Annotated in this window: 22 protein-coding genes and 1 pseudogene; 3 read left to right on the forward strand and 20 right to left on the reverse strand. The window is 61.1% G+C overall.

What is annotated here, in order from left to right:
- Positions 1–49 precede the first annotated feature (49 nt).
- The 16 genes from dtd to hutC all read right to left on the reverse strand — a co-directional run bounded on the left by dtd (position 50) and on the right by hutC (position 18,533).
- On the reverse strand, positions 50–487 hold the full coding sequence (gene dtd / locus KW838_RS13815; protein ID WP_015093112.1) for a D-aminoacyl-tRNA deacylase: 438 nt from the start codon (positions 485–487) through the stop codon (positions 50–52).
- On the reverse strand, positions 484–1,455 hold the full coding sequence (gene pip, locus KW838_RS13820) for a prolyl aminopeptidase (RefSeq protein ID WP_095964593.1): 972 nt from the start codon (positions 1,453–1,455) through the stop codon (positions 484–486). The genes dtd and pip overlap by 4 nt, the downstream gene beginning before the upstream one ends.
- 104 nt (positions 1,456–1,559) lie before the next feature.
- A complete protein-coding gene (locus tag KW838_RS13825) occupies positions 1,560–2,465 on the reverse strand; it encodes an alpha/beta hydrolase (protein WP_218501342.1) in 906 nt (301 codons plus the stop codon).
- Between the two features lie 154 nt (positions 2,466–2,619).
- Positions 2,620–3,576 carry a choline ABC transporter substrate-binding protein gene (locus KW838_RS13830; protein WP_218501343.1) on the reverse strand — a complete coding sequence of 319 codons (957 nt, stop codon included), beginning with the start codon at positions 3,574–3,576 and terminating at the stop codon, positions 2,620–2,622.
- A 266-nt stretch (positions 3,577–3,842) separates the two neighbouring features.
- The gene (gene hutG, locus KW838_RS13835; protein ID WP_218501344.1) at positions 3,843–4,646 is read right to left on the reverse strand and encodes an N-formylglutamate deformylase; all 804 of its coding nucleotides are present in this window, start codon (positions 4,644–4,646) and stop codon (positions 3,843–3,845) included.
- 10 nt (positions 4,647–4,656) lie between these two features.
- Positions 4,657–5,862 carry an imidazolonepropionase gene (gene hutI, locus KW838_RS13840; protein ID WP_218501345.1) on the reverse strand — a complete coding sequence of 402 codons (1,206 nt, stop codon included), beginning with the start codon at positions 5,860–5,862 and terminating at the stop codon, positions 4,657–4,659.
- A 17-nt stretch (positions 5,863–5,879) separates the two neighbouring features.
- The gene (locus tag KW838_RS13845; protein WP_218501346.1) at positions 5,880–7,289 is read right to left on the reverse strand and encodes an amino acid permease; all 1,410 of its coding nucleotides are present in this window, start codon (positions 7,287–7,289) and stop codon (positions 5,880–5,882) included.
- A gap of 136 nt (positions 7,290–7,425) precedes the next feature.
- Entirely contained in the window at positions 7,426–8,958 is a 1,533-nt protein-coding gene (gene hutH / locus KW838_RS13850) for a histidine ammonia-lyase (protein ID WP_007975546.1), read from the reverse strand.
- 119 nt (positions 8,959–9,077) lie between these two features.
- The gene (hutH, locus tag KW838_RS13855) at positions 9,078–10,601 is read right to left on the reverse strand and encodes a histidine ammonia-lyase (RefSeq protein WP_218501347.1); all 1,524 of its coding nucleotides are present in this window, start codon (positions 10,599–10,601) and stop codon (positions 9,078–9,080) included.
- Between the two features lie 132 nt (positions 10,602–10,733).
- Positions 10,734–11,564, reverse strand: a complete 831-nt coding sequence (locus KW838_RS13860; RefSeq protein ID WP_007975542.1) for a glycine betaine/L-proline ABC transporter ATP-binding protein — start codon at positions 11,562–11,564, stop codon at positions 10,734–10,736.
- Positions 11,561–12,412 (reverse strand): proline/glycine betaine ABC transporter permease, encoded by an 852-nt coding sequence (locus tag KW838_RS13865; RefSeq protein ID WP_007975541.1) that lies wholly within the window; start codon positions 12,410–12,412, stop codon positions 11,561–11,563. Before KW838_RS13865 ends, KW838_RS13860 begins: the two co-directional genes overlap by 4 nt.
- A 70-nt stretch (positions 12,413–12,482) precedes the next feature.
- Positions 12,483–13,451, reverse strand: coding sequence for an ABC transporter substrate-binding protein (locus KW838_RS13870; protein ID WP_095964585.1), 969 nt, complete (start codon positions 13,449–13,451; stop codon positions 12,483–12,485).
- A gap of 69 nt (positions 13,452–13,520) precedes the next feature.
- A complete protein-coding gene (locus KW838_RS13875) occupies positions 13,521–14,990 on the reverse strand; it encodes a cytosine permease (protein ID WP_102698543.1) in 1,470 nt (489 codons plus the stop codon).
- A gap of 140 nt (positions 14,991–15,130) precedes the next feature.
- Positions 15,131–16,798: a urocanate hydratase gene (gene hutU, locus KW838_RS13880; RefSeq protein WP_007975538.1), complete on the reverse strand. Its 1,668-nt coding sequence runs from the start codon at positions 16,796–16,798 to the stop codon at positions 15,131–15,133.
- Positions 16,799–17,242: 444 nt separating this feature from the next.
- The gene (locus tag KW838_RS13885; protein WP_218501348.1) at positions 17,243–17,812 is read right to left on the reverse strand and encodes a HutD family protein; all 570 of its coding nucleotides are present in this window, start codon (positions 17,810–17,812) and stop codon (positions 17,243–17,245) included.
- 10 nt (positions 17,813–17,822) lie between these two features.
- Positions 17,823–18,533: a histidine utilization repressor gene (hutC, locus tag KW838_RS13890; protein ID WP_162135916.1), complete on the reverse strand. Its 711-nt coding sequence runs from the start codon at positions 18,531–18,533 to the stop codon at positions 17,823–17,825.
- A 146-nt stretch (positions 18,534–18,679) separates the two neighbouring features.
- Here hutC and KW838_RS13895 point away from each other — a divergent pair, with 146 nt between their 5' ends.
- Positions 18,680–20,044 carry a formimidoylglutamate deiminase gene (locus tag KW838_RS13895; protein WP_102698540.1) on the forward strand — a complete coding sequence of 455 codons (1,365 nt, stop codon included), beginning with the start codon at positions 18,680–18,682 and terminating at the stop codon, positions 20,042–20,044.
- Between the two features lie 83 nt (positions 20,045–20,127).
- Here the strand turns inward: KW838_RS13895 and KW838_RS13900 are convergent, their stop codons facing one another.
- Positions 20,128–20,697 (reverse strand): lipocalin family protein, encoded by a 570-nt coding sequence (locus KW838_RS13900; RefSeq protein ID WP_218501349.1) that lies wholly within the window; start codon positions 20,695–20,697, stop codon positions 20,128–20,130.
- 30 nt (positions 20,698–20,727) lie between these two features.
- Positions 20,728–20,982 (reverse strand): hypothetical protein, encoded by a 255-nt coding sequence (locus tag KW838_RS13905; RefSeq protein WP_007975531.1) that lies wholly within the window; start codon positions 20,980–20,982, stop codon positions 20,728–20,730.
- A 296-nt stretch (positions 20,983–21,278) separates the two neighbouring features.
- On the opposite strand from KW838_RS13905, the pseudogene KW838_RS29920 reads away from it, so the two are divergent.
- Positions 21,279–22,301 (forward strand): annotated as a pseudogene (locus KW838_RS29920) (cache domain-containing protein); the annotation flags it as partial.
- A 93-nt stretch (positions 22,302–22,394) separates the two neighbouring features.
- Complete coding sequence (locus tag KW838_RS29925; RefSeq protein ID WP_371317842.1) at positions 22,395–23,159, forward strand: methyl-accepting chemotaxis protein; 765 nt, start codon at positions 22,395–22,397, stop codon at positions 23,157–23,159.
- A gap of 117 nt (positions 23,160–23,276) precedes the next feature.
- Here KW838_RS29925 and KW838_RS13915 read toward each other — a convergent pair whose 3' ends face one another.
- Together KW838_RS13915 and KW838_RS13920 are read right to left on the reverse strand one after the other, a co-directional pair.
- The gene (locus tag KW838_RS13915; protein ID WP_007975528.1) at positions 23,277–23,879 is read right to left on the reverse strand and encodes a DUF924 family protein; all 603 of its coding nucleotides are present in this window, start codon (positions 23,877–23,879) and stop codon (positions 23,277–23,279) included.
- A 3-nt stretch (positions 23,880–23,882) separates the two neighbouring features.
- A complete protein-coding gene (locus tag KW838_RS13920) occupies positions 23,883–24,893 on the reverse strand; it encodes a class 1 fructose-bisphosphatase (protein ID WP_015093094.1) in 1,011 nt (336 codons plus the stop codon).
- Positions 24,894–25,020: the final 127 nt, after the last annotated feature.

A 25,020-nucleotide genomic window follows, 5' to 3' on the forward strand; every position in this document is an offset into this window, starting at 1 on the left:
AAGCCCTGTTTTCAGTCGAAATGAGCGTAAAAACTTGTTTCAAGCACTTTCAGGTCTGTAACAGGAAGGTTACCGGGCCATCATTGACCAAGTGCACCTGCATATCCGCGCCGAATCTACCTGATGCCACAGTGCCATGCACCTGTTTCGCTTTGCTTAATAGATAGTCGAACAGTTCCTCACCCAGGGCCGGAGGGGCCGCAGTCGAGAAACCCGGACGCAGCCCGCTTCGGGTATCGGCAGCCAGGGTGAACTGAGAGACCAGCAGCAGCCCGCCGCCCACATCCGCCAAGGACAGATTCATCTTGCCCTCAGCGTCACTGAACACCCGATAGTTAAGCAGTTTATTAAGAAGTTTGTCGGCGCTGGCCCGCGTATCGTCTGGCTCAACGGCCACCAGGACCAGCAATCCCTGATCAACGGCACCCACGACTTCGCCGGCAACCTCGACTCGTGCGCCACGCACCCGTTGCAGCAGACCCTTCATGCCTCGTCAGGCGCCAGGTCGAGCAGACGCCGGGCCATCTGATCGGCGGCGCGGACCAGCGCGTCGGTGATGCCCGGTTCGGAAGCGGCATGACCGGCATCGCGGATGACCTGCAGTTCGCTGTTCGGCCAGGCTTGATGCAATTCCCAGGCGTTATCCAGCGGGCAGATCACGTCATAGCGGCCATGGATGATCACGCCGGGCAAATGGGCGATCTTGCCCATGTCGCGGATCAACTGGTTCGGTTCCAGGAAGGCGTGGTTGCTGAAGTAGTGGCATTCGATGCGGGCAATCGACAAGGCACGCTGTGGCTCGGAGAAGCGATCGACCACCAGCGGGTTCGGACGCAGGGTCGCAGTACGGCCCTCCCAGGTGGACCAGGCCTTGGCCGCGTGCATCTGGGCAATCTGGTCGTTGCCGACCAGACGCTTGTGGAACGCGGTGAGCAAATCGCCGCGCTCGTCCAGCGGGATCGGCGCGATGTAGTCCTGCCAGTAATCGGGGAACAGACGGCTCGCGCCAGCCTGATAGAACCATTCGATTTCCTGCGGACGGCACAGAAAAATCCCGCGCAGGATCAGACCGTGTACGCGCTCAGGATGGGTTTGCGCATAGGCCAGCGCCAGGGTCGAACCCCAGGAGCCGCCAAACAGCACCCATTTGTCGATGCCCAGGTGCTGGCGAATCCGCTCCAGGTCGGCGACCAGATCCCAGGTGGTGTTGTTTTCCAGGCTGGCGTGGGGAGTGGAGCGACCGCAGCCGCGCTGATCGAAAGTGACAATGCGATACAGGTTGGGATCGAAGAAGCAACGACTCTGGGCATCACATCCGGCACCGGGGCCGCCGTGGATGAACACCACCGGCAAACCTTCCGGTGAACCGCTTTCGTCGACATACAGCGTGTGGGTCTCGTCGACGGCCAGATCGTGCCGGGCGTAGGGTTTGATCTGCGGGTACAAAGTCTGCATTGCGCACTCCGTATGGGGTCGAGGTCATCCCTGGGGGGACTTCTATTATTCTGCCGTCCGGCATCATAAACCCGAATTACGTCAATGAGCATGCCCCTGCGGAGTCAGAGTTTTGCCGCCAGGTATCCGAACAGGGTCTGGTACAGCTCATCGACCTCGGCCACCTGCCCGCGGGCCCGCAAACAGCCATGAACCAGACCCTCACCGACATACAGCGTGGCAGCACCGCCCGCAGCATTCAGTCGCTCGGCATACTGCACACCGTCATCACGCAACGGGTCGAATTGCGCCACGGCGATCCAGGCCGGTGGCAATCCCCTGAAATCCGTGGCGAGCAATGGCATGGCGTAGGCGCTCGGCTGGCGGGTGCCACGCAGGTAAAGGGCGTGATAGCAATCGACGTCACTGCTGCTGAGTAACGGCGCGTCGACGCACTCACTGCGCGATGGCAGCCGGTGATCGCCGCCCAACCCCGGATAGATCAGAACCTGCGCGCACGGCAACGGCTCGCCGGCATCGCGCAATGCCAGGCACAACGCGGCAGCGAGATTGCCGCCGGCGCTGTCACCGGCCACCAGCGTGCGCTCCGGATCGAGTTGAAACGGCCCGGTGCGCAGTGCTCGCCAGACCTTCAGGCAATCATCGAACGCGGCGGGGAACGGATGCTCCGGTGCCCGGCGATAATCGACGGCGATCACCAACACACCGAGAGTCGATGCCAATTCGGCGCAGATGAAGTCGTGGGAGTCCAGGTCCCCCACCACCCAGCCGCCACCATGCAAGTAAACGATGCACGACGTACTGCTGGCCGGTGGCTGATAGGAACGGACGGCAACGCCGGACAACACGAAGTCGACCACATACAACCCGGCGGGACGTGCCGGAGTAAACGCCCGGCACATCTCGCTGTAGGCCAGGCGCAATCCGGCGAGGCTGCTGTCGGTGCTGTTGAAACTGACGGTTTTCTCGACGAATGCCGTCATCTGTCTGGAAAGCGGGTAAGAAGCCATGAGCCGGATGCCCGTTCAGGGAAATGTGTGGGACCCACCCTGTGGGAGCGAGCCTGCTCGCGAAGAGGCCGGCACATCCAACATCAATGTTGACTGTCAGACCGTCTTCGCGAGCAGGCTCGCTCCCACAGGTCTTGCACAAATCAGACGGGGGTCAGTTCTTCAGGCTGGCCTGAACCGTCGCTACGCCGTCCTTGCCATCGAAACTGCTGACACCTGCCAGCCAGCGCTGCAGATCCGCGGGATGGTCACGCAGCCATTTTCTGGCGACATCCTGAGCCGTCTGGCGCTCCATGATCGGTACCATCAGCTGGCTTTCCTGGGCAGCGGTGAAGGTCAGGTTCTCCAGCAACCGATTGACGTTCGGGCAGCGCTGGGCGTAATCCGGGGCGGTGACGGTGGATACGGTCGCCGCACCTTCGTTCGGCCCGTACACGTCTTCGCTGCCGGTCAGGTAGTCGATCTTCATGTTGATGTTCATCGGGTGCGGGGTCCAGCCGACGAACACCACGAACTCCTTGCGATTCACCGCCCGCTGCACTGCAGCGAGCATCCCGGCCTCACCGGACTCGATCAGTTTGAAGTCCTTCAGGCCGAAGTGATTGGTCTCGATCATCGTCTTGATCGTGGTGTTGGCACCGCTACCCGGCTCGATGCCGTAGATCTTGCCGCCGAGCTGGTCTTTGAACCTGGCGATGTCGGCGAAGGTTTTCAGGCCCGCAGCCGCGACGTAGTCAGGCACTGCGAGAGTCGCCTGCGCATCGGCCAGACTCGGTTTGTCCATGACCTTGACCTGATTGGCCGCCACGAACGGCGCGATGTTCTTATCCATCGCCGGTTTCCAGTAACCGAGGAAGATGTCGAGGCGCTTGTCACGGATGCCGGCAAAGATGATTTGCTGCACGGCGCTGGTTTGCCTGCTTTCGTAGCCCAGACCATTGAGCAGCACATCGGCCATGCCGCTGGTGGCAATCACGTCGGTCCAGTTGACCACGCCCATGCGCACGGTCTTGCAGGAGGGATCGTCAGCGGCAAGGACGCTGGTGCTCAGGAAAGCGGTGCCGCAGAGGATTGAGAGACAGCGGGCGAACCGACCTTTGGGGCTTGTCATAGAGAGCATTCTCGTGCGGCAGCGGATTATTGTCGGGCTGGTGTCTTTGTGCACCGTGGCCAGAACAATACGCAGCAGACGAGCGGTAAAAGCGACCTGTGGCGACCGTGTTTTGCACGGTGGCGACTGTCCCGGCGCGCTTTCAAGATAAACACATACCTGTGGGAGCGAGCTTGCTCGCGATGACGGTGGATCAGTCGACATAGATGTAACTGACAGACAGCTATCGCGAGCAAGCTCGCTCCCACAGGGTTATATACCAAGCATTAAGCGTTGTAGTGCTTCTCGCCCCAGGCCAGCAGCCCTTGCAGCAACTCCTTGAGCACCACCTGCGTCGGCTCCGCCAGATCGGCGCGATAACGGAACGGCTCGAACTCTTCCATATATGTGCACTGCCCGAGTTCCAGTTGCACAGCGTGGATGTTCTCGCCCGGGTTGCCGTAATGGCGGGTGATGTGGCCGCCCTTGAAGCGTCCGTTCAACACGTGGGTGTAATTGTCGTGGCGCGCGCAGATCGCTTCCAGTCGGGTCGCCAGCTGAGGATCGCAACTGGCGCCATTGAAGGTGCCGAGGTTGAAGTCCGGCAGTTTGCCGTCGAACAGGTGCGGGATGATCGAGCGGATCGAGTGTGCGTCGAACAGCAGCGCGTAGCCGAACTCAGCCTTCAGTCGCGCCAGTTCCTGCTGCAGGGTGCTGTGGTACGGCGTCCAGATTTGTTCCAGATAGGTTGCGCGCTCCTCTTTCGAAGGCTCCAGCCCTTCACGGAATAACGGGATACCGTCGAACAGCGTCGCCGGGTACAGGCCCGTGGTGGCGCCGACGTACAAAGGTTTGTCGTCGGACGGCCGGTTCAGGTCGATGACGAAGCGCGAGTATTCGGCGGCCAGGGTGCTGGCGCCCAGTTCAGCGGCGAAGTCATACAACTGCGGAATGTGCCAGTCGGTGTCCGGCAGGCTTTTCGCGTCGGGGATCAATCCAGCCTCGACCGCAGGCGTCAGACGTACGCCAGCGTGGGGCATGCTGATCAGCAGCGGTACGCGGCCTTGTTTGAAGTTAAGTACCTTATCCACAACGGCTCTCCTACAGATTTGTCTCGACGCCGTGGCGCACGACGCGTTTTTCCAGGTCGCCGCCCAGCCAGTACGACAGGTCGGCCGGACGATCGATTTGCCAGGCGACGAAATCCGCGACCTTGCCGGCTTCCAGCGAGCCGTGGGTATCGGCCATGCCCAGCGCGGTAGCGGCGTGAATCGTGGCACCCGCCAAGGCCTCTTCCGGGGTCATGCGGAAGCAGGTGCAGGCCATGTTCAGCATCAGGCGCAACGACAGTCCCGGTGAAGTGCCCGGGTTGAGGTCGCTGGCGATGGCGATTTTCACGCCGTGCTTGCGCAGGGCATCCATCGGCGGCAATTGGGTTTCGCGCAGGAAGTAAAAGGCCCCGGGCAACAACACCGCGACGGTACCGGACTCGGCCATGGCGATGGCGTCGTCTTCGGTCATGAACTCCAGGTGATCGGCGGACAACGCGTGGTAACGCGCTGCCAGGCTCGAGCCGTGCAGCGACGACAATTGCTCGGCGTGCAGCTTCACCGGCAAGCCCAGTTCCCGTGCGGTGATGAATACGCGCTCGACCTGCGCTGGCGAGAACGCCAGGTATTCACAGAATGCATCCACCGCGTCGACCAGCCCTTCGGCCGCCAAGGCCGGGAGCATGTCGGCGCAGATGTGATCGATGTAATCGTCGGCGCGATCGGTGTATTCCGGCGGCAAGGCGTGAGCGGCCAGACAAGTGCTGCGCACGCTGACGGGCAGTTCGGCACCGAGGCGACGGGCCACACGCAGCATCTTGCGCTCGTTGGCCAGGTCCAGGCCGTAGCCGGACTTGATTTCGATACTGGTGACGCCATCGCGCATCAGGCTTTTCAGGCGCTTGGCGGCACTGGCGAACAGTTCGTCTTCGCTGGCCGCGCGGGTGGCGCGCACGGTACTGGCGATACCACCACCGCTGGCGGCGATTTCCGCGTAGCTGACGCCTTGCAGGCGCTTTTCGAATTCACCGCTGCGGTTACCGCCGAACACCGTGTGGGTGTGGCAGTCGATCAGTCCCGGGGTGACCCAGGCGCCTTCGAGATCATTGACGGCCGGGTAATCCCCCGCCGGCAGTTCAGCGCGCGGGCCGATCCACTCAATGAGCGCACCTGACGTCACGATGGCCGCATCCTCGATGATCGAGTAGACGCCTTGCGCCATGGTTGCGACGTGACAGTGTTGCCAGAGCGTTTTCATCCTTGGCCTCCGTTAGGTTATCGATGAGAAAAAGTCGGGTCCGGTGTCACCAGGGCTGCCTGGCCTGCCGCCGGTTTCACCCAGGTCAGGTAGGCCAGCACCAGCAGCACGATCCACACCACGCCGACTATCAGGGCCGCCTGGGTGTCCGGGAAGTAGCCCAACACGCCGAAGACGAACAGCATGAAGGCAATCGCCGCTATCGGTGCATAAGGCCAGAACGGTACCGGGAATTTCAATTGTGCGACCTGCTCGGCGCTCATGGAACGACGCATGGCCACCTGGGTAAACAGAATCATCAGCCAGACCCAAACCGTGGCAAAGGTCGCGATGGAGGCGATCAGCAGAAACACGTTTTCCGGGATCAGGTAGTTCAGCAACACGCCCAGCAACAGCGCGGCGCTCATCACCACAACGGTCATCCATGGCACGCCGTTGCGCGACAACCGCGCGAAGCCCTTGGGTGCGTGGCCCTGCTGAGCCAGGCCGTACATCATGCGGCCAGCACCGAAGATGTCACTGTTGATGGCCGAGATCGCCGCCGAGATCACCACGATATTGAGGATGGTCGCCGCCGAGCTGATGCCCAGATTGTCGAAAATCTGCACGAACGGACTGCCCTGGCTGCCGATCTGCTGCCATGGAAAGATCGACATCAGCACCAGCATCGTCAGGACGTAGAACAACAGGATGCGCAACGGCACGGCATTGATCGCCCGGGGCAGCACATGCTGCGGGTCCTTGGCTTCACCGGCGGTCACACCGATGATTTCGATCCCGCCGAACGCGAACATCACCACCGCGAACGAAGCGATCAGACCGCCCACGCCATTGGGCATGAAGCCGCCATGGCTCCAGAGATTGCTGATGTCGGTCGCCTGGGCGCCGGGCGCCGTGCTGATGCCGAACAACATGATGCCGAAGCCACCCAGGATCATCGCGACAATGGCCGCGACCTTGAGCAGCGACAGCCAGAACTCCATTTCACCGAAGACCTTGACGTTGCACAGGTTCAGGCCGCCTACCACCGAGACGATGCCCAGCACCCAGATCCAGCGGGAAACCTCCGGGAACCAGAAGCCCATGTAGATACCGAATGCAGTGACGTCGGCCATGCCGACGATGACCATTTCGAATGCGTAGGTCCAACCGAGGATGAAGCCCGCCATCGGTCCGAGATAGGTGCTGGCGTACTGGCCGAAAGAGCCGGCCACGGGATTGTGCACAGCCATCTCACCGAGGGCGCGCATGACCATGAACACCGCCGCGCCACCAATCAGGTACGCGAGCAGCACCGCAGGCCCGGCCATTTGAATGGCCGAGGCAGAACCGTAAAACAGCCCGGTGCCGATTGCCGACCCCAGCGCCATGAAGCGAATATGTCGGGCAGAGAGCCCGCGTTTCAAACCCTTTGCTGGCTGTTGCATTGCTCGTCCTTAATTATTGTTATTCGACGCAAAATCGAATCGCCTCCTGCAGGAACTGTCGAGTGCAACGAGGCTGCGATCTTTTAAAAGCAAGATCAAAAGATCGCAGCCTGCGGCAGCTCCTACATTGGAGCCCTTACAGGCTCGGCAGCAACTTCGCCGAAACCAACTCGTTCAGGCAGCGCGAGGCCAACAACTCGGTCGCGGCATTGATGTCCGGCGCGAAGAAGCGGTCCTTCTCATAGAACGGCACTTCGTTGCGCAGGATGGCGCGGGCCTTTTCCAGCTTCGGCGAAGTCTTCAGGCCGTTGCGCAGGTCAAGGCCCTGAACCGCGGCCAGCCATTCCACGGCGAGAATGCCACGGGTATTCTCGGCCATTTCCCACAGACGCTTGCCAGCCGCCGGCGCCATGGACACGTGGTCTTCCTGGTTGGCGGAGGTCGGCAGGCTGTCCACCGAGTGCGGATGGGACAACGCCTTGTTTTCGCTGGCCAGTGCCGCGGCGGTCACCTGGGCGATCATGAAGCCGGAGTTCACGCCGCCGTTGGCCACCAGGAACGGCGGCAGTTGCGACATGTGCTTGTCCATCATCAGCGAGATGCGACGCTCGCTCAGCGAGCCGATTTCGGCGATGGCCAGGGCCATGTTGTCGGCGGCCATGGCCACCGGTTCGGCGTGGAAGTTACCGCCGGAAATCACGTCACCTTCGGCAGCGAACACCAACGGGTTGTCGGATACGGCATTGGCTTCGATCGCCAGCACTTCGGCGGCCTGACGGAACTGGGTCAGGCAGGCGCCCATGACTTGTGGCTGGCAACGCAGGGAGTACGGGTCCTGGACCTTCTCGCAGTTCTCGTGGGAGTCGGAGACTTCGCTGCGCTCGCCCAGCAGATCGCGATAAGCGGCGGCCGCGTCGATCTGACCTTTCTGGCCACGGGCCGCATGGATGCGAGCATCGAACGGCGAGCGCGAGCCCAGTACCGCTTCCACGGTCAGGCCGCCCAGTGCCAGGGCACCGGCGAACAGGTCTTCACCTTCGAACAGGCCACGCAGGGCGAACGCGGTGGACACCTGAGTGCCGTTGAGCAGCGCCAGGCCTTCTTTCGCGGCCAGGGTCAGCGGGGTCAGGCCGGCGACTTTCAGCGCTTCGGTGGCTTCCATCCACTCGCCCTTGTAGCGTGCCTTGCCTTCACCCAACAGCACCAGCGACATGTGGGCCAGAGGCGCGAGGTCACCGGAAGCACCGACCGAACCTTTCAGGGGAATGTGCGGGTACACCTCGGCGTTGATCAGGGCGATCAGCGCGTCGATCACCACACGGCGGATGCCGGAGAAACCACGGCTCAGGCTGTTGACCTTGAGCACCATGATCAAGCGTACCAGCTCGTCGCTGATCGGCTGGCCGACACCGGCGGCGTGGGACAGCACCAGCGAGCGCTGCAGGTTTTCCAGGTCTTCGCTGGCGATGCGGGTCGAGGCCAGCAGGCCGAAACCGGTGTTGATGCCGTAGGCGGTGCGGTTCTCGGCGAGGATCTGCTCCACGCAGGCCACGCTGGCTTCGATCTGCGCTGCAGCACTGTGATCGAGGGTGATTTTGACCGGTTGCTGATAGACATCACGCAGTTGGGCAAGGCTCAGTTGGCCGGGAATCAAATTAAGCGCAGTCATGTTCATTCTCCTTTTGAGAGTTTGTTGTTAACTACCAGACGCTCCGGAAATATCCGTTGTCCGTCGCTTCCCCCTTTTTAAGGGGGCTGGCGCCTTGGCACGCTGGTCTTGTTTGGAAATCAGTTCAAGTTCGGTAAGGTTTTTTGCAGCAAAGCAGGGTCTTTCAGAACGCCGGCAGCGGCAGCGATGTCCGGCGCCAGCCAGCGATCCTGGTCATAGGCCGGAACGCGCTCACGCAGCAGACGCCAAGCGGCATCGGTGCCCGCGCCGAAGCGTTGCTCTTTCAAGAATTCAAACGCCTGGGCCGCCAACAGGTACTCGATGGCGAGGATCTGCGTGCAGTTTTCCAGGGCGCGATGCAGCTTCAGCGCGGCGTTGGTGCCCAGGCTCAGGTGATCTTCCTGCAGGCCCGACGTCACGTAGTTATCCAGCACCGCCGGTTGCGCCAGCTGACGGTTCTCCGCGCACAGGGAAGCGGCCACGTATTGCACGATCATCATCCCGGAGTTCACCCCCGGGTTGGCCACCAGGAACGCTGGCAAGCCGCTGACGTGCGGGTTGATCAAGCGGTCCAGGCGACGTTCGGCAATGGAGCCGATTTCCGCCATGGCAATCGCCAGCAGGTCCGCGGCCATTGCCACGGACTGGCCGTGGGGGTTGGCCTGGGACACCACGCGGTAGTTGTCCGCAGTCCCCAGCACCAGCGGGTTGTCGGTGGCGCCGTTGAGTTCGGTTTCGATCTGTTTGGTCGCGTGCACCAATTGATCGCGCGCAGCGCCATGCACTTGCGGGATCGAGCGAATGCTCAGGGCATCTTGCGTGCGAATGCCTTTGCTCTGGGCGATCACTTCACTGCCGTCGAGCAAGGCGCGCAGGTTGATCCCGACCTGTTGCATGCCAGGGTGCGGCTTGAGCGCGATGATCTCGGCATCGAACGCGTCGATCTGCCCGCGCTGGGCTTCGAAGCTCATGGCGCCGATCACGTCGGCCCATTCCAGCAGGCGCGTAGCGTCGGCAATGGCCAGGCAGCTCAGTCCGGTCATGCACGGCGTGCCGTTGACCAGGCACAAACCGTCCTTGGCGCGAAGCTTGACCGGCTGAAGGCCTTCTTCGGCCAGCGCCTGTTGCGCGGCAACGATCTGCCCGCGATAGCTGACATTGCCCACGCCCAGCAGCGCGATGCCGATGTGGGCCATGTGGGTCAGGTAGCCCACGGAACCCTGGGACGGCACCTGCGGGGTGATGCCCCGGTTGAGCAGCGCCAGCAGCGCTTCGACGACCTGACGGTGCAGGCCGGATTTGCCGTGGCTGTAGTTGACGATGGCGGCACACATGATCGAACGGGTCTGCTCGTCGGCCAGTGGTGCACCAACGCCGCAGGCGTGGCTGAGCAAGGTATTGCGCGACAATTGGCTGAGTTGCTCGTCCTGCAGCGAGACGTTGCACAGCGCGCCCAGGCCGGTGTTGATGCCGTAGGCGCGTTCGCCGCTGGTGACGATGCGCTGGACGATGGCCTGGGCGTTTTCGATGCGCGCCCAGATCGGCGCCGACAGCTCAAGCTGCGCGCCATGACGAGCGACGGCGACCACATCCTGCCAAGTGACCTGCGCTTCGGTGATAACGATTTTTTCAGCCCGGGACATCTTCAACCTCATCCAAATATTGATGCAGCTTCACCGCCGCCTTCGCGAGCAGGCTCGCTCCCACATTGGAATGCATTTCCCTGTGGGAGCGAGCCTGCTCGCGAAGAGGCCAGCTCACTCACTGCAAACCTCTTAAACCACCGCCGCCCGACGCTGCACAAAGCGGTCGACATACTCATCCGCCGGCGAGTGCAGGATCTCTCTCGGCGTGCCGACCTGGATCAGGCGGCCGTCCTTGAGGATCGCGATGCGGTTGCCGATGCGCACGGCCTCGTCGAGGTCGTGAGTGATGAAGACGATGGTCTTGTGCAGGGTCTTTTGCAGTTCCAGCAACTGGTCCTGCATCTCCGCACGAATCAGCGGGTCGAGGGCACTGAAGGCTTCGTCCATCAGGATGATGTCGGTGTCCGCCGCCAGGGCGCGGGCCAGGCCCACACGCTGGCGCATGCCGCCGGAAAGCTGATGCGGGTATTTGTTTTCGTAGCCCTTGAGGCCCACGGTGTTGATCCAGTGCAGCGCACGCTCGGCGCACATGGCTTTGCTTTCACCACGGATTTTCAGGCCGTAGGCGACGTTGTCCAGTACGCTCTTGTGCGGCAACAGGCCGAAGCTCTGGAACACCATGCTGATCTTGCGCCGGCGAAATTCGCGCAGGGCTTCCATGTCGTATTGCAGGATGTCCACGCCGTCCACCAGGATCGCGCCGCTGGTCGGATCGATCAGGCGGTTGAAGTGGCGTACCAGGGTCGACTTGCCGGAGCCCGACAGGCCCATGATCACGAAAATCTCGCCGCTGCCAATGCTCAGCGACAGGTCGTTCACGCCCACCACGCAGCCGGTTTCGGCCAGCACCTGATCCTTGGTCTTGCCCTGGCCGACCATGGCCAGCGCGTCCTTGGCACGGTTGCCGAAAATCTTGAAGACGTTTTTGACTTCGATCTTGCTCACGGTTGCGTTGTTCATTTGCTCACCTCATGCCGTGCGCGACCGTACGCCTGTGTAATGCGGTCGATCACCACAGCCAGAATCACGATCGCCAGACCGGCTTCGAGGCCACGTCCGACGTTCAGGGTCTGAATCCCCACCAACACGTCTTCACCCAGGCCACGGGCACCGATCATCGAAGCAATCACTACCATCGACAGGGCCATCATGGTGGTCTGGTTGATGCCCGCCATGATGCTCGGCAGGGCCAGCGGCAGTTGCACGCCGAACAGTTGCTGCCAGCGGTTGGCACCGAAGGCGTTGATCGCTTCCATCACTTCGCCGTCGACCTGGCGAATGCCCAGATCGGTCAGGCGGATCAGCGGTGGCGCGGCGTAGATCACGGTGGCGAAAATCGCCGGGACCTTGCCCAGGCCAAACAGCATCAGCACCGGGATCAGGTACACGAAGCTCGGCATGGTCTGCATGATGTCCAGCAAGGGCATCAGCACCGAACGCAGGCGATTGCTGCGTGCCGAGAGAATGCCCAGCGGAATGCCGATCAACACCGAAATGATCGTCGCCACCATCATCAGCGCCAGGGTCTGCATCAGCTTGTCCCAGAGGCCGACCGCACCCACCAGGAACAGCAGGCCGACGATCACTGACGTGGTCACGACTTTACGGGTCGCGTGCCAGGCCACGCCCGCCACGATCGCCAGCATCAGCCACCAGGGCGCCGCACGCAGCAGGCTCTCAAGATTGACGATGGCCCACAGCAGCGTATCGGAGATGTGCCGGAACACGTCGCCGTAGTTGGTGACCAGCGAATCGACCCAACCGTTGACCCAGTCGGCGATGGAAAAGGTAAAGCTTTCGGGAAACATAAGAGACTCTCAATCAAGGGGTTGCGATCAAGCGTCCGACTGCCGTTGCCGGCAGTCGGAAAAGCCCAACCTACAAGGCCGCGTCGATTTTCTTGGCTGCGTCTTCGCTCACCCACGCGTGCCAGACTTCAGGATGTTCCTTCAAGAAGATCTTGGCCAGTTTTGGCGACTCGATCCGCTCTTTGGTCATGCGTCCCAGGTTCTGGTTCAGCAGGTCGATCGGCACGTTGACCTTTTCCAGCACGGCCACCAGTTCCGGGGCTTCGTCGTGGAAGGTCTTGGACAGGCCGACCTTGATGGTCACAGTCTTGTTCACGCCTGGTTTCTCTTCGAGTTTCACCACGTCGACCTGGCCCATCAGCGGCGTTGGCGACCAGTAGTAGAACAGGATCGGCTCGCCACGCTTGTAGCTCGACAGCACGGCGGCATCCAGCGCCGGGCCGGTGCCTGGGCGGAAGTTGGTGTAGGTGCTTTCCAGGCCGTAGCTTTTCAGCATTTCGCTGTTGTCGAGCTCACAGGTCCAGCCGGCCGGGCAATTGTAGAAACGGCCCTTGGATGGCTCTTCGGCGTCCTTGAAAACGGCCGAGTACTTGGCCAGGTCGGCAATATTCTTCAGGTCCGGCGCCTTGGCTTCCAGCTTGCGCTTGGCGTCGCCTTCGATCACGTAGCGCGGCACGTACCAGCCTTCGATCGCACCCACCACCGGCGCGCCGACACCGACGACCTTGCCGGCCTTCTCAGCCTTGTTCCAGACTTCGCTGCGGCCGACCCATTCTTCGGCAAACACTTGAATATCGTTGCTGCTCAGGGCGTTTTCCATGGTGATGGAGTTGCCCGGCAGGCTGTCGGTCTTGCAGTCGTAGCCTTTCTCCAACACGACTTGCATCACGTCGGTCAGCAGCATGGCGCTTTCCCAGTTCAAACCGGCGAATTTCACCGGCTTGCCCGACTCGCACCAACCCGCCGCCTGAGTGGCGCCAGCGCTGGCCAGCAGGCCCATGGAAAGCAATGTGGTCAGCAGGGTCTTGTTCGATTTCATTGTTTTGACGCTCCTAATCATGAATTGGCTTACGGCAGTCAAGAGGCATCCAGCCCTGTCCACGTCCAATCAGGCCTGCGCCGCAGCGCGACCGACATTCAGCTTTTGTTCGGTGACCGCGTCCTGCTCGACCGGCAGGATCAAACGATCAGGCACTGTGCCGTGCCATTTTTTCGCACACAGGTAATACAGGGCTGCGGGAATCACCAGACCGATGATCCAGGAAATATCCACATCACCCAGGGCCGCCACCAGCGGACCGGTATAGAACTTGGTGGAGATGAACGGTAGCTGCACCAGCACACCGAACACATAGACGCTGATACCGAGAAGGTTCCAACGACCGTAGCGACCGTTCGGATCGCCCAGCGCCGGCACGTCATAGCGCTCGCGAGTGATGCAGTAGTAGTCCACCAGGTTGATCGCACTCCATGGCGTGAAGAACGCCAACAAGAACAGGATGAAGGACTTGAACGCACCGAGGAACGAGTGCTGGCCGAGCAACGCCATCAGGGTCGCAGCACCGACGATGACGAGCACGAAGACCAGACGCTGCAAGCGCGTGACTTTCAGGTCACCACGGAAACCGCTGATGATGGTCGCGATGCACATGAAGCTGCCGTAGGAGTTCAGCGTGGAAATGGTGACCTTGCCGAACGCGATGCTGAAGTACAGCAGCGCAGCGGTGGCACCGGTACCACCCAGACCCACGATGTACGCCACTTCGTGGCCGGCGAATTGCCCGTTGGCCGAAGCGGCAGCGAACACGCCGAGGACCATCGCCACTTGTGCACCAATGACCGAACCTGCGCCTGCGGCGAAAAAAGTCTTCACCGAGGAAATCTTGCTCGGCAGGTAGCGAGAATAGTCAGCCACATAAGGGCCGAAGGCGATCTGCCAGGACGCCGCGAGCGACACCGCGAGCAAGAAACTGCTCCAGCTGAAGTGGCGGATCTGCAACAGAGCGCCAACATCAACCTGGCTGATCAGACGGCTGAACAGATAAACAAAGGCAATCACGCCAATGACACTGGCAACACGGCCGATCCAATGGATCACCCGATAACCGAGCACCGTGACCAGCACGATGACACTGGCGAAAAGGAGGATACCGACGGTGTCGCTGACGCCAAACAACTGGCCCAGCGCCTGGCCGGATAACACGGTTCCCGTTGCGGTGAAGCCCAGGTACATCAAGCAGACCAGCACGATCGGGATGGCCGCGCCGTACACGCCGAACTGTACCCGGCTGGAAATCATCTGCGGCAGGCCAAGCTTGGGGCCTTGCGCCGCATGCAGCGCCATCACGCCGCCACCGAGCAGTTGCCCGATCAGCAGGCCGATCAGCGACCAGAACACGTCACCGCCCAGCACCACGGCCAGCGCCCCGGTGACAATCGCGGTGATTTGCAGGTTGGCACCCATCCACAGGGTGAACTGGCTAAACAGACGACCGTGTCTTTCCGCTTCCGGGATGTAGTCGATCGAGCGTTTCTCGATCAACGGTTTGTTGCCTGCACGTTCGCTGTTAACAGCCATGGTTCAACCTCTATGGATTGTTATTCTTGGTTAACTCGATCCCTGTAGGAGCTGTCGAGTGAAACGAGGCTGCGATCTCTTGTTTTTAAAAGATCAAGATCAAAAGATCGCAGCCTGCGGCAGCTCCTACAGGGCAAGCATTACTTGCCGGTAATCATCGGCAGGTTCAGCCCTTGTTCCTTGGCGCAGTCGATGGCGATCTGGTAACCGGCATCGGCATGACGCATAACGCCAGTGGCCGGGTCGTTGTGCAGCACGCGAGCGATACGCTCGGCCGCTTCGTCAGTACCGTCGCAGACGATCACCATGCCCGAGTGCTGGGAGAAGCCCATGCCGACGCCACCGCCGTGGTGCAGGGACACCCAGGTCGCGCCGCTCGCGGTGTTGAGCAGGGCGTTGAGCAGTGGCCAGTCGGACACGGCGTCGGAACCGTCTTGCATCGATTCGGTTTCGCGGTTCGGGCTCGATACCGAGCCGGAGTCCAGGTGGTCGCGGCCGATCACGATTGGCGCGGACAGCTCACCGCTACGTACCATTTCGTTGAACGCCAGACCCAGCTTGGCACGCAGGCCCAGGCCAACCCAGCAGATACGTGCCGGCAGGCCCTGGAAGCTGATGCGCTCGCGCGCCATGTCCAGCCAGTTGTGCAGGTGGGCATCGTCCGGGATCAGTTCTTTTACTTTAGCGTCGGTCTTGTAGATGTCTTCAGCGTTGCCCGACAGCGCAGCCCAACGGAACGGGCCAATACCACGGCAGAACAGCGGACGGATGTAGGCCGGTACGAAGCCTGGGAAGTCGAATGCGTTTTCCACGCCTTCTTCCTGGGCCATCTGACGGATGTTGTTGCCGTAGTCGAAGGTCGGCACGCCCATTTTCTGGAAGTCCAGCATCGCTTTAACGTGCACGGCCATCGATTGCTTGGCGGCCTTGATCACAGCGGCAGGTTCAGTCTTGGCGCGAGCACGGTACTGGTCCCAGGTCCAGCCGGCCGGCAGGTAACCGTTGAGCGGGTCGTGGGCGCTGGTCTGGTCGGTGACCATGTCCGGGCGTACGCCACGCTTGACCAGTTCCGGCAGGATTTCAGCGGCGTTACCCAGCAGCGCGATGGAGATCGCCTTGCCTTCTTTGGTGTACTTGTCGATACGCGCCAGCGCGTCGTCGAGGTCTTTGGCTTGCTCATCGACATAGCGGCTTTTCAGACGGAAATCGATGCTGACCTGCTGGCATTCGATGTTCAGCGAGCAGGCACCAGCCAGTGTCGCGGCCAGAGGCTGGGCACCGCCCATGCCGCCGAGACCGGCGGTCAGGACCCACTTGCCCTTGAGGTTGTCGTTGTAGTGCTGGCGACCGGCTTCGACGAAGGTTTCGTAGGTGCCCTGGACGATGCCCTGGCTGCCGATGTAGATCCAGCTGCCGGCGGTCATCTGGCCGTACATGGCCAGGCCTTTGGCGTCGAGTTCGTTGAAGTGTTCCCAGCTCGCCCAGTGCGGCACCAGGTTGGAGTTGGCGATCAGTACGCGCGGCGCGTTGGCGTGGGTCTTGAACACGCCGACCGGCTTGCCGGATTGCACCAGCAGGGTCTCGTCGTCATTCAGGTTGGTCAGGCTTTCGACGATCTTGTCGTAGCATTCCCAGTTACGGGCAGCGCGACCAATACCACCGTAAACCACCAGTTCCTTAGGGTTCTCGGCGACTTCCGGGTCGAGGTTGTTCATCAGCATGCGCAGCGGCGCTTCGGTCAGCCAGCTCTTGGCGGTCAGCTTGTTACCGCGGGCAGCGCGGATTTCAACGTCACGAAATTTAGTCACGAAAAGAACTCCTCAGCAATCAATCCAAAACCAACCCAGGCAGTGGGCGAGCAAGCCAATGGGCATCAGTGCACACCGGCGAATCAGTGGACGATGGTTGAGTCCTCGTGACTCATACGCATACGTCTTTACTTGTACATACAAGCATATGCAATCAAGCGGCCAACTTGTTGGATGAGCATTCAAGAAAAATCCTGAAACGGTTGGAGAGCGCCTGGAACAAGGGCTCCGGGGAAGATGAAATTTTTCGGAGGGGATTTTTGGCGGGTGTGGGGTTTGTTACTTGGGCGTGGTTTTGCGCCGCACTGGGGCGTTCGGTAACAAGTTGGTGCGCTTTTGGGAACGGTTAAAAGCAAAAGATCGCAGCCTTCGGCAGCTCCTACAGGGGAACGCATTCCAAATGTAGGAGCTGCCGAAGGCTGCGATCTTTTGACGATTTGTGAATCAGCGTGCGGTCAGCTCAATCACGCAGCAGGCGGCGCTGGTGGAGACTTCCAGTAACCCACCGTTACCGACCAATTGCAGGCAATCATGGCGACCCAGTTGCGAGGCGTCGGCATTGACCTTCACCTCCAACGCTTCACTGACACTGAACACCAGCACAGTCCCCGCCTCGCTGAAAAACCGCTGTTCACTGTCCAACCACTGCAACCGTGCACGGTAACGCTGCGGCGCGTAGATCAGGTTGAAATCACGGATCGGCCCGCCGAGCAGCGTGCAGGAGACATGACTCTCGCCGCTGAAGGCAAACGGGTCCAGCGGTAACAGTGGCCGCGTGATCTGGCCATCCACCGACAAGCTCATGCCGTCACCCTGCAACACGGTGATGATCCGCTCATAACCGGCGAAGGTGGAAAACCCGCCCGATTCGCCAATGTCGGCAATCGACAGGCGCCAGCCAAACCCATCCAGGCCGGTGCCGGCATCGCGGGTGATTTCTTCGGTGCTGCCGCCGCCGTTTTTCCACGGCATGCGCGGGTAATCGACCGCGCGCAAAACTTTCAGACTACTCATTTATGGCTCTCTATTTATGAAACCGACCTTCCAGACGATGACGGGAACCGGGGTGGATCAAGCGAGCGGCGGTCACCGGCTGGCGGCCGGACCAGGTGCGGCGACGGATCAGCAGGCACGGCTCGCCCTTTTCAATCTGCAGCAATTTGCATTCGGACGGCTCGGCCAGGATCGCCTCGACCACGTGCTCGCCTTCGGTCAGCGGCGCGACCTGGTTCAGGTAGGCGTAGGGCGTTTGCAGGGTGAAGTCCTGCTTGAGGTAATCCGGCGCCACCAGCGCGTTGACGAAACGGTCTTCGATCTGCACCGGAATATCGTTTTCAAAATGCACGATCAGCGAATGGAACACCTTCTGCCCTTCGCGCATGTCCAGGGCCAGGGCGCGCTCGGAACCGGCGGCCTCTTCTTCAAGGGTAATGACCTTGCAGGTGTGGCGATGACCGCGAGAGGCGATTTCATCGGCGATGTTGTGCACTTCGAACAGCGCGGACTGGCTTTTCGGCTCGGCGACGAAGGTGCCGACGCCTTGCATGCGCACCAGCAGGCCATCGGCGGTCATCTCGCGCAGCGCACGGTTGATGGTCATGCGGCTGAAGCCCAACTGGCTGACCAGCTCGCTTTCCGACGGAACGCGGTAGTGCGGCGGCCAGTTTCCGCTGTCGATTTGCTGGGTGATCATTTGTTTGACGCGGGCGTACAAGGGCGCCGGACTGTCGCCCATGTTCGCGGCCAACGGAGAGACTGGAGGCGGAGTCGGCACGGTTAATCCTTGGTCGTTTAGTTGATGTCGCTAGCTTGCCGGAGTTTACCGGGCAGGCAAACGTCTGTATATGTATATACAAATAACACACGATGGGGTGCTGAACCATGTCCGCCTTCTTTGCCGAACGCGCGCTGCTGCCTAGTGGATGGGCCAACAATGTACGTCTTGAGGTCAGCGCCGATGGCGTATTGACCCATATCCAGGCCGATTCTCATGCAGATGGCGCCGAGCGGTTGAGCGGTCCGCTGCTGCCTGGCATGCCGAATCTGCACTCCCATGCCTTCCAGCGGGCCATGGCCGGGCTGGCGGAAGTGGCGGGAAATCCGAACGACAGTTTCTGGACCTGGCGCGATCTGATGTACCGTCTCGTCGGAAAAATCAGCCCGGAGCAACTCGGCGTCATCGCCCGTCAGCTGTACATCGAAATGCTAAAAGCCGGTTACACCTCGGTGGCGGAATTTCATTACGTACACCATGACATCAGCGGCCAACCTTATGCCGACCCGGCCGAACTGGCCCTGCGTATCAGCCAGGCAGCAGGTTCCGCGGGCATCGGTTTGACCCTGTTGCCGGTGCTCTACAGCCACTCCGGTTTCGGTGGCCAGACCCCGAACGAAGGCCAGCGCCGCTTCATCAACAGCACCGAAAACTACCTCAAGCTGCAATCGCGCCTGCAACCGGTCCTGGCGCAGCAACCGGCTCAGTCCCTGGGATTGTGTTTCCACTCATTGCGCGCGGTCACGCCGCAGCAGATCAGTGAAGTGCTGGCAGCCAGCGACAAGCAGTGCCCGGTGCACATCCACATCGCCGAGCAGCAGAAAGAAGTCGACGACTGCCTGACCTGGAGTGGTCGTCGTCCGCTGCAATGGCTGTACGAAAACGTCGACGTCGATCAACGCTGGTGCCTGGTCCACGCGACCCACGCCAACCCGGAAGAAGTCACGTCGATGGCCAAGAGTCGCGCCATCGCCGGCCTGTGCCTGACCACCGAAGCCAACCTCGGCGACGGGATCTTCCCGGCGGTGGACTTCCTCGCCCAGGGCGGCCGCATGGGCATCGGTTCCGACAGTCATGTGTCATTGAGCGTGGTGGAAGAATTGCGCTGGCTGGAATACGGCCAGCGTTTGCGCGACCAGCGGCGAAATCGTTTGTATGGCGCGGAGCAGCCGATGGTCGGGCGCACGCTGTTTGATGCCGCGCTGGATGGCGGCGCTCAGGCACTGGGTCAGCCGATTGGCGCGCTGGAAGTCGGCAAGCGCGCCGACTGGCTGGTGCTCGACGGCAACGATCCGTACCTGGCAACAGCCAGCGGCGACGGAATTCTCAACCGCTGGTTGTTTGCCGGTGGCGATCGCCAGGTGCGGGATGTGCTGGTCAATGGCCAGTGGGTAGTGCGTGACGGGCGCCATGCCGGCGAAGAAGAAAGCAGCCGCGCCTTCACCCAAGTCCTGCGCGAATTGCTCGGGTAAAAGCAAAAGATCGCAGCCTGCGGCAGCTCCTACAGGGGATTGATGTTGACCCTGTAGGAGCTGCCGCAGGCTGCGATCTTTTTTCAGTTCGAGGTCTTGGCCATCTGCTGTTCCGACGCCCGCCAGATCAACCGGGTGGTGTCGTAACCCTGCTGACGCGCCCTGCTCAGCAGCTCCTCACGCACCACTCCATTTACAGTCGGCGTGCGCGACAACAGCCACAAATATTTCCGGCTCGGATCACCGACGATGGCGGTCTTGTAGTCATCGCTGACGTACAGCACCCAGTACTCGCCCTTCGCCGTACCCGGGATCAGCCTGGAAAACCAGGTATCGAACTCGACCTTCAGCTTGTCGTTCTTGCCGGGCACCTCCGGATAAGCCGTGCCCTTGACCTCTTCCCATTGCCACTGCGCTGTCAGGCAGCGGTTCAATACCGCGACGTTGCCATCGGGTTTAAGCGTGTAATGGGCTTCGGATTGCGCGCAGTCGCGCTGGAAGTACATCGGCAGACGGGCCAACTCGTACCAGGTGCCCTGGTAGCGCTTGAGGTTGACGCTGTTGGCCGTCTTGGGCGCCAAAGGGTCCGGGCCAGACGAGGCACAGCCAGCCAACACCAGGCCGGCAAAAAGGATGATCAATAACCGCTTCATTATTTTTCTCCCGTGGGCGAACGCCCCGGTTTACTTCAGGCCTTGGCCGGAAAACATCAGCACTTTGTCACCGGCGAACTGCACGCTGATAAAGCTGTTCTTGTCGCCCCAGGTGCAACTGGACATGCCGAGCGCGCCTGAACAATCGGCGGGTTTGCCCAACAGGGTTTCCACATCAGCCTTGGCCATGCCGGCCGAGAGCTTCGAGTAGTTTTCCTGATTGACCTTGCTGCAGGCAGCGAGCAATACGCAGAACGAAAGCAGGGCGATGGAACGCAGCGACATGGTGAAACTCCGGGGGGCGTAGGGGATTGGCATGGCTGCCAAGCTGAAGCTTAGAAGAGAAAACCCCTGTGAGGTTCCGTGCCCGGCAGGCTATTTATCGGGCCACTCGTCTGCCTTTTGCCGAAAATCAACCACTTTCCTCGTTCACCGGGCATTTCGTCGTTTTTCAGCAAAATCCGCCTAATCTTTAGCGCCGCTCAGTCGACATAAATGCAACGCAATGCCACGTCGGTGGCATTTGCTCCCCCATTTTGTAGAACAGCCCCTCTGCGGTAGCTCATCCCATGACCAGAAACATGAAGTTCAGCCACAAGATCTTGCTGGCTGCCGCCCTCGTGGTGGCCGTCGCATTCGCTTGTTTCATCCTGTTCAACGACTATCGCCAGCGCGAAACCCTGCGCAACAGTACCGAAGCCTCGATGCAGGAACTCGGCAGCCTGACCACCAGCAACATCCAGACCTGGCTGGAAAGCCGCATGCAGTTGCTGCAGTCGATGGCCCAACAGGTCAGCGCCGACGGCAGTGCGCCCGCCGGCCTGAAACGGATCATCGACCTGCCCGCCTACACCGGCAACTTCCAGCTGAGCTACTTCGGTGGCGCCGACGGCGTGATGTTCTCGGTCCCGGCGGGCAACCGCGCGGCGGACTACGACCCACGTGCCCGTGGCTGGTACAAAGCGGCCAATAGCGCACAACAGACCATCGTCACCGAACCCTACATCGCCGCCTCCTCCGGCAAACTGGTGATCACCGTGGCCACCCCGGTAAAGCACCAGGGCCAGATGATCGGCGTCGCCGGCGCCGATATCGATCTGTCCAGCGTCAGCGCGATCATCAACTCGCTGAACTTCGGCGGCCACGGACATGCGTTCATTGTCGGTGCCGACGGCAAGATCCTGATTCACCCGGACAGCAAGCTGGTGCTCAAGAATCTGGCCGAGGCCTATCCGAGCGACACGCCGAAAGTCAGCCCGGGCATGAAAGAAGTCGAGATCGACGGCAAGCGCCAGTTCATCTCCTTCACCCACGTCAACGGCGTGCCATCGGCGGACTGGTACGTGGCACTGGTGCTCGACCAGGAAACGGCGTTCTCGATGCTCAGTGAATTCCGCACCTCGGCGATCATCGCCATGGTGATCGCCGTAGTGATCATCATCGCCCTGCTGGGCATGCTGATCAGCCTGTTGATGCAACCGCTGTTGACCATGGGCCGCGCCATGCACGACATCGCCGAAGGCGAAGGTGACCTGACCAAACGCCTGACCATTCACGGTCACGACGAATTCGGCGCGCTGGGGCTGTCGTTCAACCGCTTCGTCGAACGCATTCACACCTCGATCATCGAAGTGGCCTCGGCCACCGGGCAGGTCAACGAAGTAGCGCTACGCGTAGTGGCCGCGTCGAACTCGTCGATGTACAACTCCGACCAGCAAGCCTCGCGCACCAGCAGTGTGGCCGCGGCGATCAACCAGCTCGGCGCCGCCGCCCAGGAAATCGCGCAGAACGCCGCCCTCGCCTCGCAGCACTCCAGCGACGCCCGCAGCCTGGCCGAAGACGGCCAGCAAGTGGTGGATAAAACCATCGCGGCGATGCAACAGTTGTCGGCGAAGATCAGCGACTCGTGCGGCAACATCGAAACCCTCAACAGCAACACGGTCAACATCGGGCAGATCCTGGAAGTGATCACCAGCATCTCCCAGCAGACCAACCTGCTGGCGCTCAACGCCGCCATCGAAGCGGCCCGCGCCGGTGAGGCCGGTCGCGGTTTTGCCGTGGTGGCCGATGAGGTGCGCAACCTCGCTCACCGCACCCAGGACTCAGCGCAGCAAGTGCAGACGATGATCGAAGAGCTGCAAGTCGGTGCCCGCGCAGCGGTGGGCATCATGACCGACAGCCAGCGCCAGAGCGAAAGCAGCGTCGGCATCGCCAACCAGGCCGGCGAACGCCTGGGCAGCGTGACCCAGCGCATTGGTGAGATCGATGGCATGAACCAGTCGGTCGCCACCGCCACTGAAGAACAGACGGCCGTGGTGGAGTCGATCAACGTCGACATCACCGAAATCAATACGCTGAACCAGGAAGGCGTGGAGAACCTGCAGGCGACCTTGCGTGCGTGTGCCGATCTTGAGCAGCAGGCGGCGCGGTTGAAGCAGTTGGTGGGAAGCTTCAGGATCTAAGGCGCACTCACCGGCCCCTTCGCGAGCAAGCCCGCTCCCACACTGGATCTCCAGTGCGACAAAGTTCCCTGTGGGAGCGGGCTTGCCCGCGAAGGCGGCATCAGCCGCCATGAAGATCTAGAACCTCGACCCAGGCTTCGACAGAAACGCCAACTCCTCAGCAGTAGACGCCCTCCCCAACACCGCATTGCGATGCGGAAACCGCCCAAACTGCGCAATCACTTGCTGATGCCGCTCGGCATAGTCCAGGTAATCGCTGAACAGTGCCCGATCGCTTTCCGGCTGCTGCGCCACCAATTCGATATAGCGCGAGACACCTTCATTCTGCACCGCCAGGTTCTCGCTATGCTCGAACACCAGGTAGATGAACACCCGCTGGATCGGCTGCAACTGCCGGTCGAAATCCGCGGCAATGCCTTGCGCCACCAGTGCCTGAGCCCTGATGTCACCGGAAAAAGCCTTGGGAGAATCGCGAAAGATCATTCGCGGGAGTTGATCGAGCAACAGCACCAGGGCCAGCCAACCTTCGGGACGTTGCATCCACTCGGTCAATCCGCCGGCCAGTGCCTGCTCGACCCAGTCCCCGAAACGCTCACGCGCTTCGAGGTCCTGGCTGTCGCGCTTGCCGAACCACAACCTGCCCTTCTGCGCCGCCACTTCGCTCGCCGATCCGGAGCTTCCGAACCACCAATCAAGCAACGGCTGCCAGGGCGCAGTCATGGATTATTCCTTGTGATAAGCCGTGACGCGGGCTACTTCTTCTTTCGAACCGAGGAACACCGCCACACGCTGGTGCAGGCCTTCGGGCTGGATGTCGAGGATGCGCTGGTGGCCGTCGGTGGACGCGCCGCCCGCCTGCTCCACCAGGAACGACATCGGGTTGGCTTCGTACATCAGGCGCAGCTTGCCCGGCTTGGACGGCTCGCGGCTGTCACGTGGGTACATGAACAGACCGCCGCGGGTCAGGATGCGGTGCACGTCGGCGACCATCGCGGCGACCCAGCGCATGTTGTAGTTCTTTTTCAGCGGGCCTTCATCGCCTGCCAGCAATTCGCCGACGTAGCGCTGTACCGGTGCTTCCCAGTGACGCTGGTTGGACGCGTTGATGGCAAATTCCTGGGTGGCTTCAGGAATGGTGATGTTCTCGTGGGTCAGTACGAAACTGCCCATTTCACGGTCCAGGGTGAAGCCTTTCACGCCGTCGCCCAGGGTCAGGATCAGCATGGTCTGTGGACCGTAGATCGCGTAACCGGCGGCCACTTGCTGGGTGCCTGGCTGCAGGAAGGCCTTTTCATTCAAAGGTTCGTTCTGGCTCAGGTATTCGTTCGGGCAACGCAGTACCGAGAAGATAGTGCCGACCGGGGCGTTGATGTCGATGTTCGACGAACCGTCCAGCGGGTCGAATACCAGCAGGTACGCGCCTTTCGGGTATTTGCCCGGGATCTGGTAGGCGTTGTCCATTTCTTCGGACGCCATGCCGGCCAGGTGACCGCCCCATTCGTTGGCTTCGAGCAGGATTTCGTTGGAGATCACGTCGAGCTTCTTCTGCACTTCGCCCTGGACGTTTTCAGTGCCCATGCTGCCCAGTACACCACCCAGGGCGCCTTTGGACACGGCGTGGTTGATCTCCTTGCAGGCACGCGCCACCACTTCGATCAGGAAGCGCAGATCGGCAGGAGTGTTGTTGCTGCGGGTCTGCTCAATCAAATAGCGACTCAAGGTAACGCGGGACATGGAAGGCTCCGGTGGAATGGGGGGCTAAAAACCCGCGCAGTTTAACGCGAGTCGGGGCGCATTTCCTCCTATCAGACGTGATCCGCCGAAGAGAGTTCATGCGCGGGGTTGAGCGTAGATGGAAATG

Origin of the sequence: Pseudomonas sp. PDM27 (assembly GCF_019219205.1) — a bacterium.
GTDB lineage: Bacteria > Pseudomonadota > Gammaproteobacteria > Pseudomonadales > Pseudomonadaceae > Aquipseudomonas > Aquipseudomonas laurylsulfatiphila.

Excerpts from the sequence above, each read along its gene's own strand:
- dtd (WP_015093112.1), bottom strand. The coding sequence starts at position 487 with ATGAAGGGTCTGCTGCAACGGGTGCGTGGCGCACGAGTCGAGGTTGCC.
- pip (WP_095964593.1), bottom strand. The coding sequence starts at position 1,455 with ATGCAGACTTTGTACCCGCAGATCAAACCCTACGCCCGGCACGATCTG.
- KW838_RS13825 (WP_218501342.1), bottom strand. The coding sequence starts at position 2,465 with ATGGCTTCTTACCCGCTTTCCAGACAGATGACGGCATTCGTCGAGAAA.
- KW838_RS13830 (WP_218501343.1), bottom strand. The coding sequence starts at position 3,576 with ATGACAAGCCCCAAAGGTCGGTTCGCCCGCTGTCTCTCAATCCTCTGC.
- hutI (WP_218501345.1), bottom strand. The coding sequence starts at position 5,862 with ATGAAAACGCTCTGGCAACACTGTCACGTCGCAACCATGGCGCAAGGC.
- KW838_RS13845 (WP_218501346.1), bottom strand. The coding sequence starts at position 7,289 with ATGCAACAGCCAGCAAAGGGTTTGAAACGCGGGCTCTCTGCCCGACAT.
- hutH (WP_007975546.1), bottom strand. The coding sequence starts at position 8,958 with ATGACTGCGCTTAATTTGATTCCCGGCCAACTGAGCCTTGCCCAACTG.
- hutH (WP_218501347.1), bottom strand. The coding sequence starts at position 10,601 with ATGTCCCGGGCTGAAAAAATCGTTATCACCGAAGCGCAGGTCACTTGG.
- KW838_RS13860 (WP_007975542.1), bottom strand. The coding sequence starts at position 11,564 with ATGAACAACGCAACCGTGAGCAAGATCGAAGTCAAAAACGTCTTCAAG.
- KW838_RS13865 (WP_007975541.1), bottom strand. The coding sequence starts at position 12,412 with ATGTTTCCCGAAAGCTTTACCTTTTCCATCGCCGACTGGGTCAACGGT.
- KW838_RS13870 (WP_095964585.1), bottom strand. The coding sequence starts at position 13,451 with ATGAAATCGAACAAGACCCTGCTGACCACATTGCTTTCCATGGGCCTG.
- KW838_RS13875 (WP_102698543.1), bottom strand. The coding sequence starts at position 14,990 with ATGGCTGTTAACAGCGAACGTGCAGGCAACAAACCGTTGATCGAGAAA.
- KW838_RS13885 (WP_218501348.1), bottom strand. The coding sequence starts at position 17,812 with ATGAGTAGTCTGAAAGTTTTGCGCGCGGTCGATTACCCGCGCATGCCG.
- hutC (WP_162135916.1), bottom strand. The coding sequence starts at position 18,533 with ATGGGCGACAGTCCGGCGCCCTTGTACGCCCGCGTCAAACAAATGATC.
- KW838_RS13895 (WP_102698540.1), top strand. The coding sequence starts at position 18,680 with ATGTCCGCCTTCTTTGCCGAACGCGCGCTGCTGCCTAGTGGATGGGCC.
- KW838_RS13900 (WP_218501349.1), bottom strand. The coding sequence starts at position 20,697 with ATGAAGCGGTTATTGATCATCCTTTTTGCCGGCCTGGTGTTGGCTGGC.
- KW838_RS13905 (WP_007975531.1), bottom strand. The coding sequence starts at position 20,982 with ATGTCGCTGCGTTCCATCGCCCTGCTTTCGTTCTGCGTATTGCTCGCT.
- KW838_RS29925 (WP_371317842.1), top strand. The coding sequence starts at position 22,395 with ATGTACAACTCCGACCAGCAAGCCTCGCGCACCAGCAGTGTGGCCGCG.
- KW838_RS13915 (WP_007975528.1), bottom strand. The coding sequence starts at position 23,879 with ATGACTGCGCCCTGGCAGCCGTTGCTTGATTGGTGGTTCGGAAGCTCC.
- KW838_RS13920 (WP_015093094.1), bottom strand. The coding sequence starts at position 24,893 with ATGTCCCGCGTTACCTTGAGTCGCTATTTGATTGAGCAGACCCGCAGC.